Raw genomic sequence first — 21,375 nt, 5'->3', positions numbered from 1 at the left:
ATGCCGCGTATTTTCGACACGCCTTTCGCCCTGCGCGATGCGGTGGGAGAAGAGCTGGGCGTCAGCGACTGGCTGTTGCTGGCGCAAGACCGGATCAATCAGTTCGCGGATGCGACTGGCGATCATCAGTGGATTCACGTCGATCCGGTCAAAGCCGCCAGCGGTCCCTTCGGCGGCTGTATTGCCCACGGTTACCTGAGCCTGTCACTGGTCAACCTGTTTCTGCCGCAGATCGTCGAGGTGCGCGGCATCGCCATGGGCGTCAACTATGGCTGCGAGCGCGTGCGTTTTCCCACGGTGGTGCCGGTGGGCTCCCGAGTACGCGGTCGTGCGCAGTTGATGGCCGTCGACGAGGTCAAGGGCGGCGTCCAGGCGACGATCCGCGTCAGCGTCGAGATCGACGGCGAAGAACGCCCCGGCTGCGTGGTCGACACCATCAGCCGTTACTACCCGCAAGATTCAGTAGCACCTTCGAGGAGTCCCGCATGAAAGAAGCCGTCATTGTTTCGACCGCCCGTACCCCGATCGGCAAAGCCTTTCGCGGCGCGTTCAACGACACCGAAGCGCCGCTGCTCGGTGGCCATGTGGTGCGCGAAGCCGTGCGCCGGGCCGGCATCGAGCCCGGTGAAGTGGACGACGTGATCATCGGCGCGGCGGCGCAGCAAGGCACGCAGTCCTACAACCTCGGTCGCCAGTGTGCGATTGCCGCCGGCTTGCCGTTTTCCGTATCGGGCATGTCCGTCGAACGCCAATGCTCGTCGGGGCTGATGAGCATCGCCATGGCCGCCAAAAGCATCATGTGCGACGAAATCGACATCGCCGTGGCCGGCGGCCTGGAATCGATTTCGCTGGTGCAGAACAAGCACAAGAACCTCTATCGCAACCAGTCCGGCGCAGTGCTAGAGCGCGATCCGCACGCTTACATTCCGATGATCGAAACCGCCGAGATCGTCGCCGCCCGCTACGGCATCAGCCGCGAGGAGCAGGACGAATACAGCTACCACAGCCAGGTGCGTACCGCCCTGGCCCAGAGTGCCGGGCTGTTCGACCGGGAACTGGCGCCGATGACCAGCCGCAAGGCGATTTTCGACAAGGCCACCGGCGAAACCCGCTTCGAAACTCTCAGCCTGCAACGCGACGAGTGCAACCGCGTCGACACCACCCGCGAGAATCTCGCCGCACTGGAACCGGTCTGGGCCGGTGGCGAATGGACCGAGAAGGGCCGTTTCATCACTGCCGGCAATGCTTCGCAGCTGTCCGACGGCGCGTCGGCTTCGGTGCTGATGAGCGCCAAACTGGCCGAGAAGCGCGGGCTGGAGCCTTTGGGGATTTACCGGGGGATGGCCGTCGCGGGCTGCAATTCTGACGAAATGGGCATCGGCCCGATCTACGCGATTCCGAAACTGCTCAAGCGCCAAGGCCTGACCATGGACCACATCGGCCTGTGGGAGCTGAACGAAGCGTTTGCCTGTCAGGTGCTGTATTGCCGCGACACGCTGGGCATTCCTCAGGAGCGATTGAACGTCAACGGCGGGGCGATTGCGCTGGGGCATCCGTTCGGCATGTCCGGTGCACGGATGGTTGGCCACGCGTTGATCGAAGGCCAGCGCCGTGGCTTGCGCTATGTTGTGGTGAGCATGTGCATCGGCGGCGGCATGGGCGCTGCGGCACTGTTCGAGGTGGTCTGAATGATCAGCGCACAGCAGATTCAAACCACCATGGCCCGTTATGTGGAGTTGGTGGATGCCGGTGACATCGACGGGATTCTTGCGCTGTACAGCGAGGGTGCGACGGTCGAAGACCCGGTGGGTCAGCCGCCCATTCAGGGCCTCGCAGACATCGAGCGTTTCTACCGTCAGGGCCTGGGCGCGAGCAAGGTCTCGGCCACGCTGACTGGCCCGGTTCGCGCGACATTGAACGGATGTGGGGCGATGCCGTTTCGGGTCGACATGCAGTGGGCGGGGCAACCGTGCTCGCTGCATGTGATCGACGTGATGGCGTTCGATGACGACGGCAAGATCCGCTCGATGAAAGCCTATTGGAGCGAAGCCAACATCGGCCAGCAGCCCTGATTGCGGTTGCAGGCTGCGCCATATCGCAGCCTGCAACCCGATTCATTGCGCGATGCCGCTCTCGTAGTAAACCTTCAAATTCTCGGCAATCTGCCGCACCACCTTGTCGAACGCCTTGCCCAGCAGTTTTTCCATCAGCCTGCCGCCGCGCAGGCTGTAGTGCATCTGGGTGGTCATGCGGCTGAATTCACCCTCGCGCTGCAAGGCATAACTGAAACTGGCTTCGCGAAACGGGAAGGGCGCGCCGGCGCTGGCCTTGTGCAGCACCAGGACAAAACCGACCCCGTCCTGCCATTGCACCACGCTTTCATCCAGCCACTGGCCGCCCTTGCGAAACACCCGGCGACTGGCGCCAAGCCCTTCGACCGGCCCGGGGTGCAGCTGGCAGCCGGTGAGCCCCGGCACATAGTGGGGCGCCAGGCGCAGATCCCGCAGTTTGGCCCAGGCGGCGGGCGGAGACAGTTCGAGCAGAACGCTGTGGCAGGCAGTTGCCGGCATGCTGGATTTCCTTTTTGCTGAGCTCAATGAGATTGGGCAGCGTCGAGAAACGCCGGGCGTTCGCCACCGCCGTGCACGGTGATGTCCGCGCCGCTGACATAACGCGCCAGAGGGGAGGCGAGATACAGGCAGGTGTCACCGATGTCTTCCGGTGCCGCCAGACGTTGCAGCGGAATGGTTGCAGCCACGCGGGCAATACCGGCCTGATCGCCGTAATGCAGCGCAGCCTGTTCGGTGAGGATCAGCCCGGCGGTGACCGCGTTGACCCGCACTTTCGGCGCCCATTCCACGGCCAGCGAGCGGGTCAGGTTCAACAATCCGGCCTTGGCCGCGCCATAAGCCGCCGTGCCTGGCGAAGGGCGAACCGCGCTGACGCTGCAGATATTGATGATCGCACCGCCGTTGTCCTGCATCTGCATCACCCGATTGGCCTGCTGACAGAGATTCAGCGGGGCCAGCAGGTTCAGGCGAATGATCGCTTCGCTGAAACGCGGCGAAGCGCTGGCGGCATCGGCATTGGGCGAGCCGCCGGCATTGTTGACCAGCACGTCGAGCCGGCCAAAACGCTCGACGATGGTGTCGATCAACCGCCCGGACTGCTCGACATCGCGCAGATCGCACGGCAGGAAAACCGCCTCGCGTCTTGCACTCACCGGCAATGACTCCGGCGCCTCACGCCCGCAGATCACCACCTCGGCACCGCCGTCGAGAAACCGCTGACTGATGCCCCGGCCAGCCCCTTTGCCGCCCCCGGTGACCAGCACCACTTTGCCGCGAAAATCCAGCGCATCCAGCATGCAAAAGCCTCGTTCAGTCAAAGATCAATGCCCTCGATGCTAGGGGCGCGGGGGCCGCCGGCCAACGTCCGAAAAGACTAGGACGGCTAGTCCTGTCGGACGATGTTGGGGGGCTGGTCAGAGGAAATAATCCGGCCACAACAATAGCCGGGAGCACACCTTATGAGCGCAATGGCGCAAGGGCACTTCGTTACGCTGCCGCAGGGGTTGCGGCTGCATTATCTGGATATCGGCGGGGAGGGCACCGGCAGCGCCGAGACGGTGGTGTTCATTCACGGCAGCGGGCCGGGTGCCAGCGGCCACAGCAATTTCAAGCAGAACTACCCGCTGTTCGTCACCGCCGGTTATCGCGTGATCGTGCCGGACCTGCCGGGTTACGGCGCGTCCGACAAACCGGACACCCTCTACACCCTGGACTTTTTCGTCAGCGCCCTGAGCGGGCTGCTCGATGCCCTGGATGTCCAGCGCTGCATCCTGGTGGGCAATTCTCTGGGCGGTGCCATCGCCATCAAACTGGCTCTGGACCAGCCGCAGCGGGTCAGCCGACTGGTGCTGATGGCGCCGGGCGGGTTGATGGATAAGGAACAGTATTACCTGCGGATGGAAGGCATCCAGAAAATGGGCGCCGCGTTTGCCCGAGGTGAACTGCACGACGCCGACGGCATGCGCCGCTTGCTGACCCTGCAATTGTTCGACGAGTCGTTGATCAGCGCCGAGACCGTCAATGAACGGGTCGCGGTGGTGCGCGAGCAACCGGTCTGCGTGCTGTCGACCATGCAAGTGCCGAACATGACCGAGCGCCTGAAGGAATTGCAGTGCCCGATCCTTGGGTTCTGGGGCATGGACGACAAGTTCTGTCCGGTGTCGGGTGCGCAAACGATGATGCAGCACTGCCGGAACATCCGGTTTGTGCTGCTCAGCGAATGCGGGCATTGGGTGATGGTCGAGTACCGCGAGCTGTTCAATCGCGAGTGTCTGTTCTTCTTTCAGGAAGGCCAGCGATGAGCGCGCAATTGCGTCGCCAGTTCGGCGAAGAGTTGTATCAGGCGCTGCTTGCGGGCAATACCGTGGCCCCGCTGACCGAGCGCTGGCCGTCGATCAGCATCGAAGACGCCTACCATGTTTCGCTCTTTTGCATCGAACGTCGGGTCGCGGCCGGTGACCGGATCGTCGGCAAGAAGATCGGCGTGACGTCGGCAGCGGTCCAGCGAATGCTTAACGTGCATCAGCCGGATTTTGGCTTCATCACCCGACAGATGTCGTTCGGCAATGACGCGCAGATCTCCCTGTCGGCCAACCGGCTGATCCAGCCCCGTGCCGAGGGCGAGATCGCCTTCCGGCTCAAGCACGACCTGATCGGCCCCGGCGTGACCGAAGCCGACGTGCTGGCAGCGACCGAATATGTCACGCCGTGCTTCGAGGTCGTCGACTCGCGGATCCACGACTGGCGCATCCGCATCCAGGACACCGTCGCTGATAACGCCTCCTGCGGCGTGTTTGTGCTGGGCGATGTGCAAGCCGACCCGCGAGCGCTGGACCTGCCGAACCTGCACATGCGCGTATTCAAGAACGACGAACCACTGAGCGAAGGACTGGGCTCGGCGGTGCAGGGCAACCCGTTGACGGCGGTTGCCTGGCTGGCCAACACCCTGGGTGCCTTCGGCATTCCGTTCAAGGCCGGAGAGCTGATTCTCTCCGGCTCTCTGGTTCCGCTTGAGCCTGCCCGTGCGGGCGACCGTTTTTCTCTGACCATCGATGGCCTGGGTTCTGCCCGGGTGTCTTTCTGCGCCTGACCCGTGGGGTTTAACCGGATGAACAAGAAACTCAGAGCGGCCATTATCGGCCCGGGAAACATTGGCACTGACCTGCTGATGAAAATGTGTCGATCGGAATGGATCGAGCCGGTGTGGATGGTCGGCGTCGACCCCGAGTCCGAGGGACTCAAGCGTGCCCGCGAACTGGGGGTGAAAACCACCGCCGAAGGTGTCGACGGATTGCTGCCCCATGTGCTCGACGATGACATTCGCATCGCCTTCGACGCGACCTCGGCCTACGTCCACGAGCAGAACAGCCGCAAGCTCAACGAGCTGGGGGTGATCATGATCGACCTCACGCCGGCGGCCATCGGCCCGTTCTGCGTACCGCCGGTCAACCTCAAGGAACACGCGGCGTCGCTGGCGATGAACGTGAACATGGTCACCTGCGGTGGCCAGGCGACGATCCCGATGGTCGCGGCGGTGTCGCGGGTGCAATCGGTCAGTTACGGCGAGATCGTCGCCACGGTGTCGTCCGGTTCGGTCGGGCCGGGCACCCGGCAGAACATCGACGAGTTCACCCGCACCACGGCCGGCGCGGTGGAGAAGATCGGCGGTGCCCGTCGCGGCAAGGCGATCATCGTCATCAACCCGGCCGAACCGCCGCTGATGATGCGCGACACCATCCATTGCCTGACGGACAACGAGCCGGATCAGCAGAAGATTCGCGCCTCGGTGTTGCAGATGGTCGAGGAAGTGCAGCGCTATGTGCCGGGTTACAAGCTGATCAACGGCCCGGTGTTCGATGGCCGCAAGGTCTCGATCTTCATCGAGGTGGAAGGCCTCGGGGATTTCCTGCCCAAGTCCGCCGGCAATCTCGACATCATGACCGCCGCCGGCCTGCGCACCGCCGAAATGTTCGCCGAAGAAGCCCACAAGGGCGCCCTGCAACTGCCCGCCCGTTAAGTGGAGAATGACCATGAATCTGCAAGGTAAACGCGTTCGTCTGCACGACATGAGCCTGCGCGACGGCATGCACGCCAAACAGCATCAGATCAGCCTGGACCAGATGATCGCCGTGGCCACCGGCCTCGATGCCGCCGGCGTGCCGCTGATCGAAATCACCCACGGCGACGGCCTCGGCGGTGCCTCGCTGAACTATGGCATGCCGGCTCACAGCGACGAGGAATACTTCTCGGCGGTGATTCCACGGCTGCGCCAGGCGAAAGTCTCGGCGTTGCTGTTGCCCGGCATCGGCACCCTCGATCATCTGCGCATGGCCCATGAACACGGGGTGTCGACCATCCGCGTCGCCACCCACTGCACCGAGGCCGACGTCTCCGGTCAGCACATCGGCATGTCGGCAAAAATGGGCCTCGACACGGTCGGTTTCCTGATGATGGCCCATATGGTCAGCGCAGAAAAACTGCTGGAACAGGCGCGGCTGATGGAGAGTTACGGCGCCAACTGCATTTACTGCACCGACTCGGCGGGCTACATGCTTCCGGACGAAGTCAGCGCGAAAATCGGCGTACTGCGCGCCGGCCTGAACAGCGCGACCGAAGTGGGCTTTCACGGCCACCACAACCTGGGCATGTCGATTGCCAACTCCCTGGCCGCGATCGAAGCGGGCGCTGCGCGTATCGACGGCTCGGCGGCGGGGCTTGGCGCCGGTGCGGGCAACACGCCGCTGGAAGTGTTCGTTGCGGTGCTGGAGCGGATGGGCGTGGAAAGCGGCGTCAACCTGTACGGGATCATGGACGTGGCCGAAGACCTGATCGTGCCGATGATGGATCAGCCGATCCGTCTCGACCGCGATGCCCTGACGCTGGGCTATGCCGGGGTCTACAGCTCGTTCCTGCTGTTCGCCAAACGGGCCGAGAAGAAATACCTGGTGGCCGCCCGCGAACTGCTGGTGGAGCTGGGGCGGCGCGGCACCGTTGGCGGCCAGGAAGACATGATCGAAGACCTGGCGCTGACCCTGTCCCGGGCGCGTGGCTTCCTGCCGAGCTGATCCTCGGCAGACAACAAAAAGCACCGGCGCTGCTTGCAGGCCGGTGCTTTTCTATTTGAACAGGTCTATGGGCGCAGATTTATGGCAGCAGATTGCGTACCAGCGGCGGGTAGCAGTTCACCGCCGTGCTCGAACAACCCAGGAGCGCGGCACTCGGTCGATAGGCTTCGTTTCTGAACAACTGACACAGGCTGACGGAACTGCCGACGCAGACGATCAGCAGCAAGGCGCAGGTGGAATTTCGCATGGCGGGCCTCATACGGATTTTTATTGTTGTAGAGGCAAGGTAAGGCGGCGGGAGATCTTCGGCTTCGTCTGAATGGACTAGTTGTGAACAGAAGCCATCGCCCGGGCGGGCGATGGCGCGGGAGGCGTGTCAGCCCAGTGTCGCCACGCTGCGCAGGATCAGGCGCACCAGCATGGTCTGGCGGGTCACGCCGGTCTTGGAGAAGGTCGAACGCAGGTGGGCGCGGGCGGTGTTGCGGCTGATGCCCAGCTCTTCAGACGCTTCATCGAGGGTCAGCCCGTTGGCCAGCAACATCGCCAGTTGGGTTTCGGCCGGGGTGAAGTCGAACAGGGCGCGGACGATCTCCTGGGGCGCGCTGGACTGCTGCTCCGGGTCGCTGATGAAGATCACCACCGTCGGGCACTGTTTGCCTTCGCTCCACTCCGACAGCGGCACCGAACGCACGATGATGCCCAGGTCGGCGCGCCCGGACGGCCGTTGCACGCGCAGCGCCTCGACCATCGACGGGTTGCTGCTTTTCTGCGAGAGCAGCGACTGCTTCACCAAGCGGCGAAATTCCTGGGTGTCGCGGTCGGTACCGACCTGCAGGCCATCGTTGACCAGTTTGATGCCGTCCTTTTCCTGGATCAGCCGGTCGGCGACCTGGTTGGTCTGTAAAACTTTGCCGGCTTCGTCAAGGATGATCGTGCCGACTGCCATCTGATTCACCGCACCCGCGTAGAGGTTGCGTTCGACCTCGATGCGGTTGAGTTGCATGTGAACCTTGATCGAGCGCTCGAGGTGCGGAATGAAATGCGCGAGCAGGTTTTTCTCTTCATCGCCGAAAGGCTTGTCATCCCGGCCGCGACTGATGCGGATCCGGCACTGGGCGCCGTCGCAGGTGTTGATGTCGGCACCGAGGATATGGAACACGTCCACCGCTTCGAGGAAGTTCTTGTAGAACTCGGATTTCTGCCAGTCATCACTGGAGACGAATTCGGCGAGGGTCACCACCTGGCGATTCGGCAGGCCGACGAAGGGGTCGAGGGTGAAGAAGTGCGTGTTGTACGAAGCGACCGCTTCGGTGGAGGTGCCGGTGGTGTTGACCATCAGTCCGTCCACGTGGGTGCTGGGCGGCCGCAGGATGAAGGTCACGTATTTGCTTTCAAGATGAACGTTGAGCTGGTTGAGAAAGGTCGCCCAGGGAATGGTTTCGAGCGGCCCCTGATACAGGTTGCCGATGAGATCGCTGAACGTGTCGAGGCTGAGGCTCTGCTGCATGGGGAACCCGTTCTTATTATTAGTGGTTTGCGGTGCCCGAGAATAAGCGCCTGTATCGACCACTTGCAACGCCCAGGCACCAGGCCTGACCGGCGGCGGCCGGTCAGGCGCAGGATCGCGAAAACCCTGTAATCAGGCGTGTTCGCGGGCCCGCACGATGAACTCTTTGTGCTCCTTCACCTCCGCTGAAAGCAGCGCGACGTCGGTGTAGAACTGCTCGTACCAGCGGCGCAATTGATAGACCGGGCCGTCGCCATCGCACAACAGCGGGTTGTCGACGCGGGTCTTGCTGTGCCAGATCGACACGTCTTCGTAAAAGGCAGCCTGGGCCTGTTGCACATAGGCCTTGGCCATCGCCTGATTCTGTTCTTCGCTCAGGCCCGGGATTTTCTTAACCAGCACGCCGTAGCGCAGGGTGAAGCTGTCGAGGTCGATCGGCACATGGCAGTTGAGCAGGATCGAATGGATCGGCTGGCCGTTCATGGCACCGGTCATTTCGGTGATCTGGTAGGCCGGTCCGTAATAGGTGGCCACGGTGCTCAGCGCGCTGTCGCCGGACAGCCGCTCACTGCGGGCGCTCATGATCTGCGTGGCGAGGTGGCCTTCGAACACATTGCTGAAGGCCTCGACCGGGGCGCCGTGCACCGTGCCGAAGTGCGCCATGTCGGCGACGTTGTCGATCAGTTCGCGGCAGTTGGTGTCGATTTGCAATTCGGCGACTTCCCACTCGGCCCATTCGTTGCTGAAGCAGGCATCAATGCGCGGGATGCGTTGCTCGGGCAGCGGCGGGTTGCCTTCGGGGTCGTTCCACACGAACAGCAGATGGTTTTCTTCCATCAGCGGCCAGCTCTTGAGCTTGGCCCGAGGCGGAATGCGCTTGGCGTAAGGAATGTCATCGCAAACGCCATCGGCGCCCCAGCGCCAGGCGTGGAAAGGGCAGCGAATCGAATTGCCTTCGACGCAACCGGTGCTGAGGTCGGCGCCCATGTGCGGGCAATAACCGTCGAGAATGTGAAGCTCGCCGTCTTCGCCCTGAAACGCCACCAGCCGGGTGCCGAACACGTCCAGTCTGTGGGCCTTGCCGTCGCGGTAGGGGGCGGCCAGGCCCAGGCAGTGCCAGCCGCGGGCGTAGCGGTCTTCCAGCAGTTTGGCTTCGATACGGTGCAGGGTACTCATCTTGTTATTCTCCCAGGTTCACGGGTTTGAGCTTGCTGGAGATTCTGCCGCCCCTGTGAAAGCGGGCATCGTCTGAATGGACGATGGCCGGCCGAGCGGCGCCCGCTCTACTGACGTCATCGGACGTTTGTCAGGAGCAGGCAATGAATCAGCAATCAGGGCCGGTCGCGGTCATTACCGGTGCCGCCAGTGGCATCGGCCGGGGGCTGGCCGAACATGCAGCGAAACTGGGGATGCGTTTGGTTTTGGCCGATCTCGATGGGGTGCGGCTGGAAAAGCTTTGTGCAGAACTGCGAAGCGGTGGAACGCAGGTGGTCGCCTGCGTCACCAACGTCGGCGATCTGGAGCAGGTGGAACGCTTGCGCGATGTTGCCCTCGACCAATTTGGCGGGGTCGATCTGCTGTTCAACAATGCCGGCGTGATGCAGACCGGCTACAGCTGGGAAATCACCGCGCAGCAGTGGCAACGCATGCTCGACGTCAACCTCTGCGGGGTCATCAACGGCATTCGCTGTTTTGTGCCGTTGTTCCTGCGTCAGGGCCGTCCAGCCCATGTGATCAACACCGCGTCGCTGGCCGGTCTGCTCAGCAGCCCGTTGATGGCGCCTTACAACGTGACCAAGCAGGCGGTGGTCGCACTGTCGGAAACCCTGCATTACGAGCTGAGCATGCTCGGTGCACCCGTGTCGGTTTCGGTGGTGTGCCCGGGGCCGGTGGCCAGTGAAATCATGGCCTCCAATCAAGTGGTCGACGGCGCCGGTTCGTCCTTCAGCCAAATGCTCGACAGCAGCATCCGCCAGGGCATGACGCCTGCCGAACTGGCAGAGCAGGTGTTCGCCGCCATCGCCGAAAAACGCTTCTGGGTCTTTCCCCACAAAGGTTTCAAGGCCGCCCTGCAGCAACGGGTGCAGAGCATCCTCGAAGAGTCCAACCCACAATTCAACATGTCCGATGTAGAGGAAGATGCCCATGCCGCTCGATAAACAGATCGCGCTGATTCTCCAGCAATTCAGCGACCTGCCGGCACCCGATTACAGCCAGCTCGACGCGGCTCACTACCGGCAGTTCTGCGACAACATGCAGCCGGCGATTCCCGGCGTGCCGATGGCCGAGGTGCGCAATTTGCGAGTCGAGGGTGCGATTGGCGAACTGGATGCGCGTCTGTATCGGCCGTCGGAAGAGAGCAATCTGCCGTTGCTGGTGTATTTCCATGGCGGCGGTTTTGTCGTCGGCAACCTCGACACCCACGACAACCTGTGCCGCTCGCTGGCCCACCTGACCGACGCCGTGGTGGTGTCGGTGGCTTATCGACTGGCGCCGGAGCACCCGTTCCCGGCGGCACCGCTGGACTGTTACCGGGCGACCTGCTGGCTGGTGGAACACGCGGCGCAACTGGGCGTCGACGGCAGCCGGCTCGCGGTGGCGGGGGACAGCGCCGGGGGCAATCTGGCATTGGCGGTCAGTCAGTTGGCGGTGCAACGGCAGGGGCCGAAAATTCGTTATCAATGCCTGTTCTATCCGGTCACCGATGCCGGTTGCGACAGCCAGTCCTACCGGGAATTTGCCGATGGTTTCTTCCTCACCGGCGCCATGATGAACTGGTTCTGGCAGCAGTATTTGCAGGAAGACGGGCAGGGCGAGGACCCGCTGGCTTCGCCATTGCGCGCCGGGAGCGTGGCGCATTTGCCGCCGACGACGTTGATCACCGCCGAATTCGATCCGCTGCGCGACGAAGGCGAGGCGTTTGCCGAGCGTCTGCGTGCAGCCGAAGTTCCGGTGCGGGTGCAGCGTTGTGAAGGGATGATTCACGGCTTCATCAGCATGGCGCCATTTGTCGAAGGCGCCGCCCAGGTGTTGTCCGAAGCCGCTGCCGACCTGCGCGAGGCGCTGCAATGAGTCTGGCGTTCGACAGCGTGCCACAGCTGCTCGAAGCCATCGCGGCGGGGCAGATGGTGGTCATCACCGATGACGAGAACAATGCCGAAGGCTCACTGCTGATGGCCGCCGAGCGGGCCGGCGCCGAGGCTGTGACGTTCATGGCAGTGCAGGCACGCGGTTTGATCTGCCTGGCACTGACCGAGCAGCGTTGCCGCGAGCTGGGGCTGGACCTGATGGTGCCGCATTCGCGGGCGCAGCATGGCGTGGGGTTTACCCGCTCGATCGAGGCCGCTACCGGCGTATCCACGGGGATCAGCGCCGCCGACCGGGCGCGCTCGATCCAGGTGGCGGTGGACCCGGCCAGCGGCCCGGCGGATCTGGTGCAACCGGGGCATATCTTTCCGGTGCAGGCCTTGCCCGGTGGCGTCATGCAGCGGGCCGGGCATGTCGAGGCGGCCTGTGACCTGACCCGCCTCGCGGGCCTGCAACCGGCGGCGACGCTGGTGGGGATTCTCGACGAGGACGGTGAACTGGCCCGTGGCGAGCAGTTGTACGAATTCGCCCGCCGCCATGGCCTGCGCATCGGCAGCATTGCCGAGTTGATTCACTACCGCATCCTTCATGAAGGCACCATCGAGCGTGGAGAGGCCTATCCCTTGCTCACTCGCCACGGCGAGTTCCAGGTGACGGCGTATCAGGACACTTATCAAGGCGCGCTGCATCTGGCGCTGGTCAAGGGCCGGATCGAAAGCACTCAACCGGTACTGGTGCGGGTGCAAAGCATCGAAACCCTGCGCGACGCCCTGGGCTGCGAAAGCGAGAGCGGGCCGCAGCAATGGACCCTTGAACGTTCGCTGGCGAGTATCGCGGCGGCCGGCAACGGCGTGCTGGTGTTGTTGGCGCAGAAGGAAACCGCTGACGGTGTGCTTGAACAATTGCGTCAGCGCAGCGGCGGCAAATCCCGCCCGCCGCATTTTCCGCACCGTACATTGGGCATCGGCGCGCAGATCCTGCGGGATCAGAATGTGCGCAAGATGCGTTTGATGAGTTCGCCGGTGCCTTACAAAGCGGTGTCGGGGTTTGATCTCGAAGTCACCGAGTTCGTGCCGTTCCAACCCGCTGTCTGAAACCGTTCAACCCCTGCGGGTGATCACCTGCAGGGGTTGTGTCGTTTCAAGGCTGGACGCTTTTGAGCATTTTCTTCGCCTGATCCTGCACCGCCGGCGGCGCACTCATATTGCCGGCGATCACCGTAATCACGGCATGCCCTTGCCACAGCTGATACGCATCGGCCTGTTGCTGGGTGGCCGTAGGTTTTGGCGGTGCGACCAGGTTGACGTGAACCGTTCCATCGGCGCCGCGCTGTGAGGTGAAGTTCACCCGGTCCCAATTGCCGATCGGCGCAAAACTTACGCCTTTGACTTCATCGGCAGGCAACGCCGGGTAGTTGAGGTTCAGCCCGTTGGCGCCCGGCAGCCCGAGCACATTCAGTTTGCAGCTGTGCTTGGCGCAGCTCTGATGGGCCTGCTCGATGACCTTCACTGCAAATTTCGCGGTGTCGTCCATGGCGCCCAGAGTCTTGCGGTAGCCGGCTTGCTGGTCGCGCATGATCAGGTCCATGTCGATGGCCGTCGATACCGCCACCGCCGGAACGCCCTTGAACATGGCCCGAATCGCAGCGTTGAGGGTGCCGGACATCTGCGTCAGCGGGCCGACGTTCTCACCGAAGTTGATGCCCGACACCACCAGATCCGGCGGGGTGTCCTTGAGCAACACGTCCAGCCCAACGTTGACCGCATCCACCGGCGTGCCGATGGCCGAAGTCTTGCCGCTCGGCGGGGTATAGCCCTCGGGCGGGCCGACGCAGAATCTGCCGGGCGCCAGTTCAGTCACCGCCAGGGCCTGGCCGGGCACCACGACGCTGGCAGCGCTGATGCCGCTGCTGTCGTTCAACGGGCCGACCAGGGTGACGGTGTGGCCGGCGGCGGTCAGTGCGCGATACATCGCGTCGATGCCGGGGGCGCGGCAGCCGTCGTCGTTGGTCAGCAATATGTTCAAGGCGCTGGCCTGCATCGACAAACCGAGGCCGGCCACGGCTAGGGCCGCAGTGAGTAATCTGTTCATGGGCAGTTTCCATCAAGGTGCAAATTGAGAAAAAAACAACGCCCCGACCGAATGAATCGGTCGGGGCGTCGCGGGTTCAGCGGGTGCCGAGTTTGCGCAGGTTGCCAGGGGTGAATTCGTCTTCGGAGAAGGCGGTGGCATTGAGCTTGGCGGGTTTCTGATCGACCAGCAGACGGTCAACCAGATAGGAGCCGGCAATCAGGTCATGGTAGATGCCGAGGCGTGCGTGGTAGCGCTGGATGTCGTAGGCGTAGACCGAGGTCTGCATGTTGGTGCGCCACAACTGGCCACGAGCATCGTAGTTGTCGGCCATGGTTGCGGACCAGGTGTCTTCATCGAGGTACAACACGCGTTTGGCATAGACGTGGCGAGCGCCTTCCTTGAGCGTGGCCTGCAACACCCAGACCCGGTGTTTCTCGTAGCGCATGTACTGCGGATCGACGTGGCCGGTGGTCGACAGGATCTGATCCGCCGTCACGCTCGGGTCGTCGATCTTGTAGTTGTGGTACGGAATGTAGAGTTCCTTTTTGCCGACGATGGTCCAGTTGTAGCGGTCCGGCGCACCGTTGAACAAGCGGTCTTCGTCGTACACCCGGAAGCCCCCGGCACCGGTCGGCGAGTCATAACCGACGGTAGGCGCACGGCGTACCCGGCGCTGGCCGGGGCTGTACTGCCAGGCCTGGCGCGGCGAGGCCGTCGGGTTGATGAATTCGTGACCGACCACGATCTCGCCTTTCTTGCGCACCGGTTCCAGGGTGGTGATCAGGAAGTTGGTCAGGATGCCGTTGGCGGAGTCGAGGTTCTTGTCCGGGCTGGACCAGATCGAGAAGATCTTGTAGTTGACCTCTTCGAGCACTTTTTCCTTGTTGGCGTACACCACCGCCTGGCCATAGTTGGCCTCTTCGGTGTTGGCCCGGCCCTGCAGGGTGTGGTTGAACATCAACTCGCTGCCGTTCTTCGGAATCGGAAACGGCGAGGCGCCCCAGGCGTTCTTGGTGTCGTTGTTGTCGTTGTCGAGCTCTGCGGTCACCGCGTTTTTCTTGATCAGGTCTTCCAGACGCTGATCGGCGCGGAAGTCGCGATGGCTCGGGTACACCGGGATCTTGAAGGTCTCCGGGTAGCGCTTGAGCAGCGCTTTTTCGCCGTCGGAGAGGTTCTCGGCGTACTTGTCCATGTTCTTCGAATCGATCACGAACAGCGGTTTTTCCGAGGCATAAGGGTCCGGGTACGGCGTGCCGGGGCCGGCAAACTTCAGGCCCGGTGGCAGACCGCGCCACTTGCCGCTCCAGGCCGGGATACTGCCGTCGGCGTTGCCGGCTTTTTCGGCGCCCATCGGGGTCAGGTCCTGGCCCAGTCGCGCGGCCTCTTCGGGGCTGACCTTGGCGTAGGCCAGGCCACTGCCGAGCAGGCCGACGGTCAGCGCCGTGCTCAATAACGTTTGGGTGAATCGAGACATGCTGTGCTCCTCCGACAGGGGAATCAGAACCGGTACTTGAAGTTGAGGGCGACGTTGTCGCGGTCGGCCAACGGGCTGTTATTGGCGTTGCCCAGATAGGCGTTGTAACGGGCTTCGACGGTGAAGTTACCGAGGTAGCGCCACGAGCTGCCGATACTGGCGCGGTCGTCGCCTTCGCCCTGGTTGATCGAGCCGACGATCGAGCTGTCGCCGTGGGCCGCAGTGCTGTAGGTGATCGGCACGGACATGTCCCAGCCGCTGAACACGTCGTTGTAATCGAAGCTGACCTGCGCGGTGTAACCCCAGGCCTCGCGGTCGTAGACCAGGCTGTCGGTGCCCGGCAACGTGAGGCCCGGCGCCAGTGTCACGGGCTGCGACTTGTCGTTGCTGATGACGGTGTTGTAGACGACCTCGCCGGTCAGCGTGGTGTTGTCGGCAAAGGAGGTCGGGCCGAGCACGTAGATCATCGACGACTGCGCTTGCATCGTTTTGCCGCGTACCGCGCTGGAGAAACCGTTGTTGACCATCACCGGCGCACCGTCGCGGTAGCTGACTTCACCGGCCCAGCTGACATCGCCGATCACCGTGGAGAAACTGGCGCCGAACAGGTTGATGTTGTCGAAGTACACGGCACGATAGCGCCCCAGCTCGGACTGGAAGTCCAGCGACGGCGTCTTGTCGTGATAACGCGAGTAGTAGATGCCGAACTCGGTGTTGTTCAGCGACTCGGCGGCGTAGGTGAAGGCCACACCGTACTGGCCCTGATTGCTCGGTTTGTCGTTGGCCAGACGCGTGACGAAACCGCTGGCGTCGTTGTAGCCGCCCTCGTCGATGTAGTCGGTGGTGGAGAAGTAGCTGCCGACCCCGAACAACTGGGTCTTTTCCCATTTGTACTGGTAGTAGGCCTGGATATCGAGGCTGTCGGTGAGGCTGAACTGGGTGAACAGTTGCCCGACCGGCAGGAGGATTTCCTTGACCTCGACCCCGGGCGTGGTCGACTTGGTCGCATCCACCGGGCTCTGCGCCGCCGAAATGCCGGGGTAGAACAGGCTTTCACCCCAGCTCACCACCTGATTACCCAGTCGCGCATTGAGGTTGTGCCCGCCCAGATCCCAGGTGCCGTAGGCGTAGTAGTCGAGCATGCGCAGTTCATTGCGGTGCTGGTCGATGGTGTCCTGGGAGAAACGGTCCGGCCGGCTGCAATGGCCGCCGGCAAAGCAGTTCGAGGTGCCGGTGTTGTTGTCGTTGTCCTGATCGTAGACGTTGTCGTAGAAGCCCGTGGCCCGCACGAACACGCCGTAATCGTCCTGCCATTTGATGTTGGCTTCGGTGAGGAAACCGGCGCGGTTGTTGATCAGGCTGCCTTTGGCAAACGCATTGTCGCCGTCGTTGGCATCGGCGTTGGCCGTCAGTTTGTGATCGCGACCCTCGGTCCGCCAGGCGAGGCTGTAGGTCAGTGTGGTGTCCCAGTCGACGCTCAGATCTTCGCTCGGCTGGAAGGTCATCGCGCTGGCCTGGCTGCCCAGTCCACCGGCCAGCAGCAACACGGCCAGTTGTACGCGAGGGTGAAGCGATTGTGGGGCGATTATTGTTTTTATCATGTCGTCCTCATGCCCAGGTCAGACCTGCCCGACCTGCATTTCAGGGGGGAGTGGTGCCGTGGGCGACTATGCGGTCACCGATCTGACGCAACATCGTCCAAGCGGACTAAGCGATTTGCACGGGGCGATTTGCACAGGGGCAGGACGAACATTCCTTAGTCCCATCGGACGATGACCACCCGGCACACGCCCCCAACAATCCCGAGACCGACCGCGCCGGACGAAGATCCGGCCGGCGGTTTTTGCCTTGAAGGCGCTGAGCAAGGGTGATCGCATGAAAGCTGCCGAGATCAAATGGGATGAGTGCTGCGATGTGCTGGTGGTGGGTTCCGGAGCAGGCGGGATGACCGCGGCGCTGCGCGCTCACGACCTGGGACTGAACGTGTTGCTGATCGAAAAGAGCAACGAGTACGGCGGCACCTCGGCGGTGTCCGGCGGCGGGATCTGGATCCCCGGCAACCACCGGATCGAAGCGCTGGGTGGTAGTGACAGCGCCGCCGAAGCGATTGCCTATATCCGCGCGGTGACCCACGGCGAGATCGACGACGGGCGCATCGAAGCCTACGTCGAGCACGGCAAGGCAATGGTCGAATACCTCGAACAGAAGACCCGCGTGCGCTTCGAGGCCCAGGCCAGCTACGCCGATTACTACCCGGAAGTCGAAGGCGGCAAACCCGGTTATCGCTCCATGGACCCGCAACCGTTCGACGCCGCCGAGTTGGGTGAAGAGTTTCTGCGCATGCGTGCGCCATCCCCCGGCACGTTGATGATGGGGCGCATGGCGATGACCATGAAAGAGGCGCAGGTCTTGCTTTGCCGTGGCCCCGGCTGGTTGCGCCTGACGCTGAAGGTCATGTGGCGTTACTGGCGTGACCGCGAGGGCCGGCGCCTGTCGAAGCGCGATCGTTACCTGACCCTGGGCAATGCCTTGATCGGCGCCTTGCGCTGTTCGTTGCAGGATCGCGGCAAATCGCTGTGGCTCAACTGTGGGCTGGAAGAGTTGCTGATCGTCGGCGACCGGGTCGGCGGTGCGCGGGTCAGCCGCGATGGTTTGCGCTTGAACGTCAAGGCGCGCTACGGCGTGATCATTGCCGCCGGTGGTTTCGAGCGGAATCAGGCAATGCGCACGCAGTATCTGCCGCAACCGTCAAAGACCGACTGGAGCGCCACGCCGCCGCACAATACCGGCGACGGCATTCGCGCAGGGCAAGCCATCGGCGCCCGCACGGCGCTGATGGAACACAGCTGGTGGGCGCCGACCACCCATGTTCGCGGCGAGGAAAAACAACGGGCGATGTTCGTCGAACGGACGTTGCCTGGTTGTGTGCTGGTTAACTCGGCGGGCGAGCGCTTCGTCAACGAGGCCGCGCCCTACACCGATATCGTCGAGGCGATGTACGCCAGCAACCGTGAAGGCGCCGAGAGCGTGCCGTGCTGGATGGTGTTCGACGCCGAGTTTCGCCGCAAATACCCCTGCGGCGCGTTGTTGCCGGGATACGCCCAGCGCGACTGGCAACTGCCCGAACACCTGCGTGATTACTTCTTCAAGGCGCCGGATCTGCAGACCCTGGCGGAGAAAATCGGTATCGATGCAGCCGGGCTGTTGCGTACCGTGCAGCGTTTCAACGGTATGGCGGTGCGCGGTCATGACGAGGACTTCCACAAGGGTGAGTCGCTGTTCGACCGCTATTACGGCGATCCCCATATAACGCCCAATCCGTGCCTGGCGCCTTTGTTCAAGGGGCCGTTCTACGCCGTGCGCATCGATGCCGGCGACATCGGCACCAAGGGCGGTTTGCTCACTGACGTTCACGCCCGGGTCTTGCACGAGGACGGCCAGCCGATCAAAGGCCTGTACGCCATCGGCAACAGCGCCGCGTCGATGATGGGCCGCACCTATCCGGGGGCCGGTTCCACCATCGGCCCGGCGATGACCTTCGGTTACCTGGCGGCCAATCACATCAAACGCCAGAGCCAGAAGAGCGGGGCAGTGATCAGTCAGTTCGGGAGCGTCAAATGAAACGGCAAGTTGCAGTGGTGACCGGCGCCAGTCGCGGCGTCGGTCAAGGTATCGCCCTGGCGCTGGGTGCGGCGGGCATGCGGGTTTACGTCACCGGGCGTGCGCCGGCGGCTGCGGGTGCGCATCTATACGGACAGGCCCTGAATAGCTCGTTGGAGGACACGGCTGCCGCGATTACAGCGGCGGGCGGAGAGGGCGTTGCGGTGATCTGTGATCATGCCGACGATGGGCAGGTGACGGCGATGTTTGCTCAGGTAGAACGTGAATGCGGGCGGCTGGATTTGCTGGTGAACAATGCCGCATTCATTCATGACCAGTTGATCGAACCGGGGCCGTTCTGGGAGAAACCGCTGGACCTGGTGCGCATCCTCGACGTCGGCCTGCGCTCGGCGTACATCGCCAGTTATCACGCCGCGCCGCTGTTGTTGAACAGCCCGCAAGGGCTGATCTGCTTCACTTCGTCCTTTGGCGGCGGCTGCTACATGCACGGCCCGGCGTACGGTGCGCAGAAGGCCGGTTGCGACAAACTGGCGGCGGACATGGCCATCGATTTCGAGGGCCGTGGCGTGGCGGCGTTATCGCTGTGGCTCGGGCCGCAACTGACCGAGCGCACACGGATTGCCGGCGAACAGCATGGCGAGCAGTACAAGGCTTTTCTGGCGCACGCCGAAACCCCGCAATTCAATGGCCGGGTGATCCACGCCTTGCTCAATGATCCGCAGTTGATGGCGCTCTCGGGGCAGACGCTGATCACTGCAGAAATCGCTGCCGGTTACGACATCAGCGAAGACGGTGGCCGTCAGCCACCGTCCCATCGCGCCCTGCTGGGCGATCCGCGCCAGCAGCATCCCGCCCGGGTGATCTGAAGGTCATTCCCCCAGTGGGTGTCCACTGGGGGACAGCAGTCAGCTCAACGCCCACTCCCGCAACACATTCTTGGTCACTTTCCCCGCCGCGTTCAGCGGCATGCTCTCCAGCACCTGCACCCGGCGCGGCACCTTGTAGTTGGCCATCTTCTCACGGCACCAGGCGAGGAACCGGGCCTGCTCGATCTCGACACCCGGCGCCGGCAGAAGAAAGGCCATGGCCACTTCGCCCAGACGTTCATCCGGAATGCCGATCACCGCGACTTGCGCTACACCGGGATAGCCCAGCAGGCAATGTTCGATTTCCGCCGGGTAAACGTTGAAACCGCCGGTGATGAACATGTCCTTGAGGCGGTCGGTGATGCGCAGATAACCCTGTTCGTCGAGCACGCCGATGTCGCCGGTGTGCAGCCAGCCTTCGGCATCGAGCACTTCCTGACTGGCCTGCGGATCATTGAAATAACCCTGCATCAGGTTATAGCCGCGCACCTGGATTTCGCCGGGGACATTCACCGGCTGGTTGCGACCGTTGGCGCCGATGCAGCGTACTTCCACCCCCGGCATGGCCCGGCCGCTGGTGGATGCGAGCAGTTCCAGCGAATCTCCCGGCCGGCAAATCGTGGCGAAACCGCAGGTTTCGGTGAGGCCATAGGCCGTGACGATGGTGGTGAAACCGAGTTCATCGCGCATGCGGCGGATCATCTCTACCGGAATCGTCGCGGCTCCGGTGACTGCAATGCGCAGGGACGTCAGGTCGAATGCATCGCGCTGCGGGTGGGCGAGCAAGGATTGATAGAGGGTCGGCGGGCCGGGCAGCACGGTAATTCGCTCGCGCTGCACGCATTCGAGCACGGCCTGCACGTCGAAGATTTGCTGCGGCACGATGGTGCAGCCGCGCATCAGCGCCGCCAGCCAACCGGCCTTGTATCCGAAGGAATGGAAGAACGGATTGACGATCAGGTAACGATCGCCTTCGCGTAGACCGACCACTTCACTCCAGTCCCGCACCACTCGCAGGGTTTGCCCGTGATTGCTCATCACGCCTTTGGGCTTGCCGGTGGTGCCCGAGGTGAACAGCAGGTCGGAGAGGTCCTGCGGGCCGAGCGCTTGTTCGCGTGCTTGCAGGGTTTCCGGTGATACATCGCTGGCCATGACCAGGAACGCATCCCAGCTTAGCGTTTTTGAGTCATCGCTGCGCAAAGTGACGATCTGGCGCAGCGCCGGCAGCTCTTCGGCGGCAAGCATGCGCGGATAGTCGGCGCCGAGGAATTCGCCAATGGCAAACAGCACGCAGGCGCCACTCTGGCGCAGGATGAAACCGGCCTCGCTGCCTTTCATGCGCGTATTGAGCGGCACCAGTGCAGCCCCGACGCTTTGCAGCGCAGCGGCGGCAACAATCCATTCCCAGATATTCGGTGCCCAGATCGCCACGCGGTCGCCGGGCTGGACGTTCAACGCCAACAGCGCCCGGGCAGCCTGGCTGCGCAGTTGATCGAGTTGCCGGTAGCTGATTGAGCGCCCGTCATCCTCGATGGCCGGGCGGTCGCCATAGTTGCGGGCAGCGTTGGCGAACAGTTGGACGATGGTCAGTGCGTTTTCGACAGGCAGCATG

At 63.0% G+C, this 21,375-nt stretch carries 21 protein-coding genes; 12 read left to right on the top strand and 9 right to left on the bottom strand.

Features of this window, described 5'->3' with window-relative positions; genetic code table 11:
* Genes M5B98_RS02490 through M5B98_RS02480 form a run of 3 tightly spaced genes read left to right on the top strand, consistent with a single transcriptional unit; the run spans nt 1 to nt 2,072 of the window.
* A complete protein-coding gene (locus M5B98_RS02490; protein ID WP_248741693.1) occupies nt 1-489 on the top strand; it encodes a MaoC family dehydratase in 489 nt (162 codons plus the stop codon).
* Nucleotides 486-1,688: an acetyl-CoA C-acyltransferase gene (locus M5B98_RS02485; protein WP_248741692.1), complete on the top strand. Its 1,203-nt coding sequence runs from the start codon at nt 486-488 to the stop codon at nt 1,686-1,688. Before M5B98_RS02490 ends, M5B98_RS02485 begins: the two co-directional genes overlap by 4 nt.
* Nucleotides 1,689-2,072 carry a steroid Delta-isomerase gene (locus M5B98_RS02480; protein ID WP_248741691.1) on the top strand — a complete coding sequence of 128 codons (384 nt, stop codon included), beginning with the start codon at nt 1,689-1,691 and terminating at the stop codon, nt 2,070-2,072.
* A 42-nt stretch (nt 2,073-2,114) separates the two neighbouring features.
* Here the strand turns inward: M5B98_RS02480 and M5B98_RS02475 are convergent, their stop codons facing one another.
* Entirely contained in the window at nt 2,115-2,570 is a 456-nt protein-coding gene (locus M5B98_RS02475) for an SRPBCC family protein (protein WP_248741690.1), read from the bottom strand.
* A gap of 23 nt (nt 2,571-2,593) precedes the next feature.
* Nucleotides 2,594-3,367: an SDR family oxidoreductase gene (locus M5B98_RS02470; protein ID WP_248741689.1), complete on the bottom strand. Its 774-nt coding sequence runs from the start codon at nt 3,365-3,367 to the stop codon at nt 2,594-2,596.
* A gap of 162 nt (nt 3,368-3,529) precedes the next feature.
* Between M5B98_RS02470 and M5B98_RS02465 the strand changes: the two genes are divergently transcribed.
* From M5B98_RS02465 to dmpG, 4 genes are read left to right on the top strand one after another with little or no spacing between them, the layout of a single operon-like run.
* Nucleotides 3,530-4,372 carry an alpha/beta fold hydrolase gene (locus M5B98_RS02465; RefSeq protein ID WP_248741688.1) on the top strand — a complete coding sequence of 281 codons (843 nt, stop codon included), beginning with the start codon at nt 3,530-3,532 and terminating at the stop codon, nt 4,370-4,372.
* A complete protein-coding gene (locus tag M5B98_RS02460; RefSeq protein ID WP_248741687.1) occupies nt 4,369-5,160 on the top strand; it encodes a fumarylacetoacetate hydrolase family protein in 792 nt (263 codons plus the stop codon). Before M5B98_RS02465 ends, M5B98_RS02460 begins: the two co-directional genes overlap by 4 nt.
* An 18-nt stretch (nt 5,161-5,178) precedes the next feature.
* Complete coding sequence (locus M5B98_RS02455; RefSeq protein WP_248741686.1) at nt 5,179-6,087, top strand: acetaldehyde dehydrogenase (acetylating); 909 nt, start codon at nt 5,179-5,181, stop codon at nt 6,085-6,087.
* Between the two features lie 13 nt (nt 6,088-6,100).
* Nucleotides 6,101-7,135 (top strand): 4-hydroxy-2-oxovalerate aldolase, encoded by a 1,035-nt coding sequence (gene dmpG / locus M5B98_RS02450; RefSeq protein WP_248741685.1) that lies wholly within the window; start codon nt 6,101-6,103, stop codon nt 7,133-7,135.
* A 79-nt stretch (nt 7,136-7,214) separates the two neighbouring features.
* Here dmpG and M5B98_RS02445 read toward each other — a convergent pair whose 3' ends face one another.
* From M5B98_RS02445 to M5B98_RS02435, 3 genes are all read right to left on the bottom strand, one after another.
* Nucleotides 7,215-7,382, bottom strand: coding sequence for a hypothetical protein (locus M5B98_RS02445; RefSeq protein WP_167443775.1), 168 nt, complete (start codon nt 7,380-7,382; stop codon nt 7,215-7,217).
* A 129-nt stretch (nt 7,383-7,511) separates the two neighbouring features.
* Entirely contained in the window at nt 7,512-8,642 is a 1,131-nt protein-coding gene (locus tag M5B98_RS02440) for a helix-turn-helix transcriptional regulator (protein ID WP_248741684.1), read from the bottom strand.
* A 132-nt stretch (nt 8,643-8,774) separates the two neighbouring features.
* Nucleotides 8,775-9,818 carry a Rieske 2Fe-2S domain-containing protein gene (locus tag M5B98_RS02435; protein ID WP_134826979.1) on the bottom strand — a complete coding sequence of 348 codons (1,044 nt, stop codon included), beginning with the start codon at nt 9,816-9,818 and terminating at the stop codon, nt 8,775-8,777.
* Nucleotides 9,819-9,961: 143 nt separating this feature from the next.
* On the opposite strand from M5B98_RS02435, the gene M5B98_RS02430 reads away from it, so the two are divergent.
* The 3 genes from M5B98_RS02430 to M5B98_RS02420 are packed head-to-tail and all read left to right on the top strand — an operon-like array spanning nt 9,962 to nt 12,823.
* Nucleotides 9,962-10,801, top strand: a complete 840-nt coding sequence (locus M5B98_RS02430; protein WP_248741683.1) for an SDR family NAD(P)-dependent oxidoreductase — start codon at nt 9,962-9,964, stop codon at nt 10,799-10,801.
* On the top strand, nt 10,788-11,714 hold the full coding sequence (locus M5B98_RS02425; protein ID WP_248741682.1) for an alpha/beta hydrolase: 927 nt from the start codon (nt 10,788-10,790) through the stop codon (nt 11,712-11,714). The genes M5B98_RS02430 and M5B98_RS02425 overlap by 14 nt, the downstream gene beginning before the upstream one ends.
* Nucleotides 11,711-12,823: a 3,4-dihydroxy-2-butanone-4-phosphate synthase gene (locus tag M5B98_RS02420; protein WP_248741681.1), complete on the top strand. Its 1,113-nt coding sequence runs from the start codon at nt 11,711-11,713 to the stop codon at nt 12,821-12,823. The genes M5B98_RS02425 and M5B98_RS02420 overlap by 4 nt, the downstream gene beginning before the upstream one ends.
* A gap of 46 nt (nt 12,824-12,869) precedes the next feature.
* Here M5B98_RS02420 and surE read toward each other — a convergent pair whose 3' ends face one another.
* The 3 genes from surE to M5B98_RS02405 form a co-directional block, all read right to left on the bottom strand.
* On the bottom strand, nt 12,870-13,820 hold the full coding sequence (gene surE, locus M5B98_RS02415) for a 5'/3'-nucleotidase SurE (RefSeq protein WP_248741680.1): 951 nt from the start codon (nt 13,818-13,820) through the stop codon (nt 12,870-12,872).
* 76 nt (nt 13,821-13,896) lie between these two features.
* Nucleotides 13,897-15,276 (bottom strand): DUF1329 domain-containing protein, encoded by a 1,380-nt coding sequence (locus M5B98_RS02410; protein WP_248741679.1) that lies wholly within the window; start codon nt 15,274-15,276, stop codon nt 13,897-13,899.
* A 23-nt stretch (nt 15,277-15,299) separates the two neighbouring features.
* A complete protein-coding gene (locus tag M5B98_RS02405; RefSeq protein WP_248741678.1) occupies nt 15,300-16,877 on the bottom strand; it encodes a DUF1302 domain-containing protein in 1,578 nt (525 codons plus the stop codon).
* Nucleotides 16,878-17,151: 274 nt separating this feature from the next.
* Here M5B98_RS02405 and M5B98_RS02400 point away from each other — a divergent pair, with 274 nt between their 5' ends.
* Both M5B98_RS02400 and M5B98_RS02395 read left to right on the top strand, forming a co-directional pair.
* A complete protein-coding gene (locus tag M5B98_RS02400; RefSeq protein ID WP_248741677.1) occupies nt 17,152-18,897 on the top strand; it encodes an FAD-dependent oxidoreductase in 1,746 nt (581 codons plus the stop codon).
* Complete coding sequence (locus tag M5B98_RS02395) at nt 18,894-19,763, top strand: SDR family NAD(P)-dependent oxidoreductase (protein WP_248741676.1); 870 nt, start codon at nt 18,894-18,896, stop codon at nt 19,761-19,763. Before M5B98_RS02400 ends, M5B98_RS02395 begins: the two co-directional genes overlap by 4 nt.
* Before the next feature lie 39 nt (nt 19,764-19,802).
* Here the strand turns inward: M5B98_RS02395 and M5B98_RS02390 are convergent, their stop codons facing one another.
* Nucleotides 19,803-21,374 carry a FadD3 family acyl-CoA ligase gene (locus M5B98_RS02390; protein WP_248741675.1) on the bottom strand — a complete coding sequence of 524 codons (1,572 nt, stop codon included), beginning with the start codon at nt 21,372-21,374 and terminating at the stop codon, nt 19,803-19,805.
* Between the last annotated feature and the right edge of the window lies 1 nt (nt 21,375).

The sequence above is a fragment of the Pseudomonas sp. MWU12-3088 genome (assembly GCF_023242405.1).
Lineage (GTDB): Bacteria > Pseudomonadota > Gammaproteobacteria > Pseudomonadales > Pseudomonadaceae > Aquipseudomonas > Aquipseudomonas kribbensis.
This window is presented reverse-complemented; position numbering and strand designations above follow the sequence as displayed.

Coding starts and splice junctions, on each gene's coding strand:
- M5B98_RS02490 (WP_248741693.1), top strand. CDS start 1: ATGCCGCGTATTTTCGACACGCCTTTCGCCCTGCGCGATGCGGTGGGA.
- M5B98_RS02485 (WP_248741692.1), top strand. CDS start 486: ATGAAAGAAGCCGTCATTGTTTCGACCGCCCGTACCCCGATCGGCAAA.
- M5B98_RS02480 (WP_248741691.1), top strand. CDS start 1,689: ATGATCAGCGCACAGCAGATTCAAACCACCATGGCCCGTTATGTGGAG.
- M5B98_RS02475 (WP_248741690.1), bottom strand. CDS start 2,570: ATGCCGGCAACTGCCTGCCACAGCGTTCTGCTCGAACTGTCTCCGCCC.
- M5B98_RS02470 (WP_248741689.1), bottom strand. CDS start 3,367: ATGCTGGATGCGCTGGATTTTCGCGGCAAAGTGGTGCTGGTCACCGGG.
- M5B98_RS02465 (WP_248741688.1), top strand. CDS start 3,530: ATGAGCGCAATGGCGCAAGGGCACTTCGTTACGCTGCCGCAGGGGTTG.
- M5B98_RS02460 (WP_248741687.1), top strand. CDS start 4,369: ATGAGCGCGCAATTGCGTCGCCAGTTCGGCGAAGAGTTGTATCAGGCG.
- M5B98_RS02455 (WP_248741686.1), top strand. CDS start 5,179: ATGAACAAGAAACTCAGAGCGGCCATTATCGGCCCGGGAAACATTGGC.
- dmpG (WP_248741685.1), top strand. CDS start 6,101: ATGAATCTGCAAGGTAAACGCGTTCGTCTGCACGACATGAGCCTGCGC.
- M5B98_RS02445 (WP_167443775.1), bottom strand. CDS start 7,382: ATGCGAAATTCCACCTGCGCCTTGCTGCTGATCGTCTGCGTCGGCAGT.
- M5B98_RS02440 (WP_248741684.1), bottom strand. CDS start 8,642: ATGCAGCAGAGCCTCAGCCTCGACACGTTCAGCGATCTCATCGGCAAC.
- M5B98_RS02435 (WP_134826979.1), bottom strand. CDS start 9,818: ATGAGTACCCTGCACCGTATCGAAGCCAAACTGCTGGAAGACCGCTAC.
- M5B98_RS02430 (WP_248741683.1), top strand. CDS start 9,962: ATGAATCAGCAATCAGGGCCGGTCGCGGTCATTACCGGTGCCGCCAGT.
- M5B98_RS02425 (WP_248741682.1), top strand. CDS start 10,788: ATGCCGCTCGATAAACAGATCGCGCTGATTCTCCAGCAATTCAGCGAC.
- M5B98_RS02420 (WP_248741681.1), top strand. CDS start 11,711: ATGAGTCTGGCGTTCGACAGCGTGCCACAGCTGCTCGAAGCCATCGCG.
- surE (WP_248741680.1), bottom strand. CDS start 13,820: ATGAACAGATTACTCACTGCGGCCCTAGCCGTGGCCGGCCTCGGTTTG.
- M5B98_RS02410 (WP_248741679.1), bottom strand. CDS start 15,276: ATGTCTCGATTCACCCAAACGTTATTGAGCACGGCGCTGACCGTCGGC.
- M5B98_RS02405 (WP_248741678.1), bottom strand. CDS start 16,877: ATGATAAAAACAATAATCGCCCCACAATCGCTTCACCCTCGCGTACAA.
- M5B98_RS02400 (WP_248741677.1), top strand. CDS start 17,152: ATGAAAGCTGCCGAGATCAAATGGGATGAGTGCTGCGATGTGCTGGTG.
- M5B98_RS02395 (WP_248741676.1), top strand. CDS start 18,894: ATGAAACGGCAAGTTGCAGTGGTGACCGGCGCCAGTCGCGGCGTCGGT.
- M5B98_RS02390 (WP_248741675.1), bottom strand. CDS start 21,374: ATGCTGCCTGTCGAAAACGCACTGACCATCGTCCAACTGTTCGCCAAC.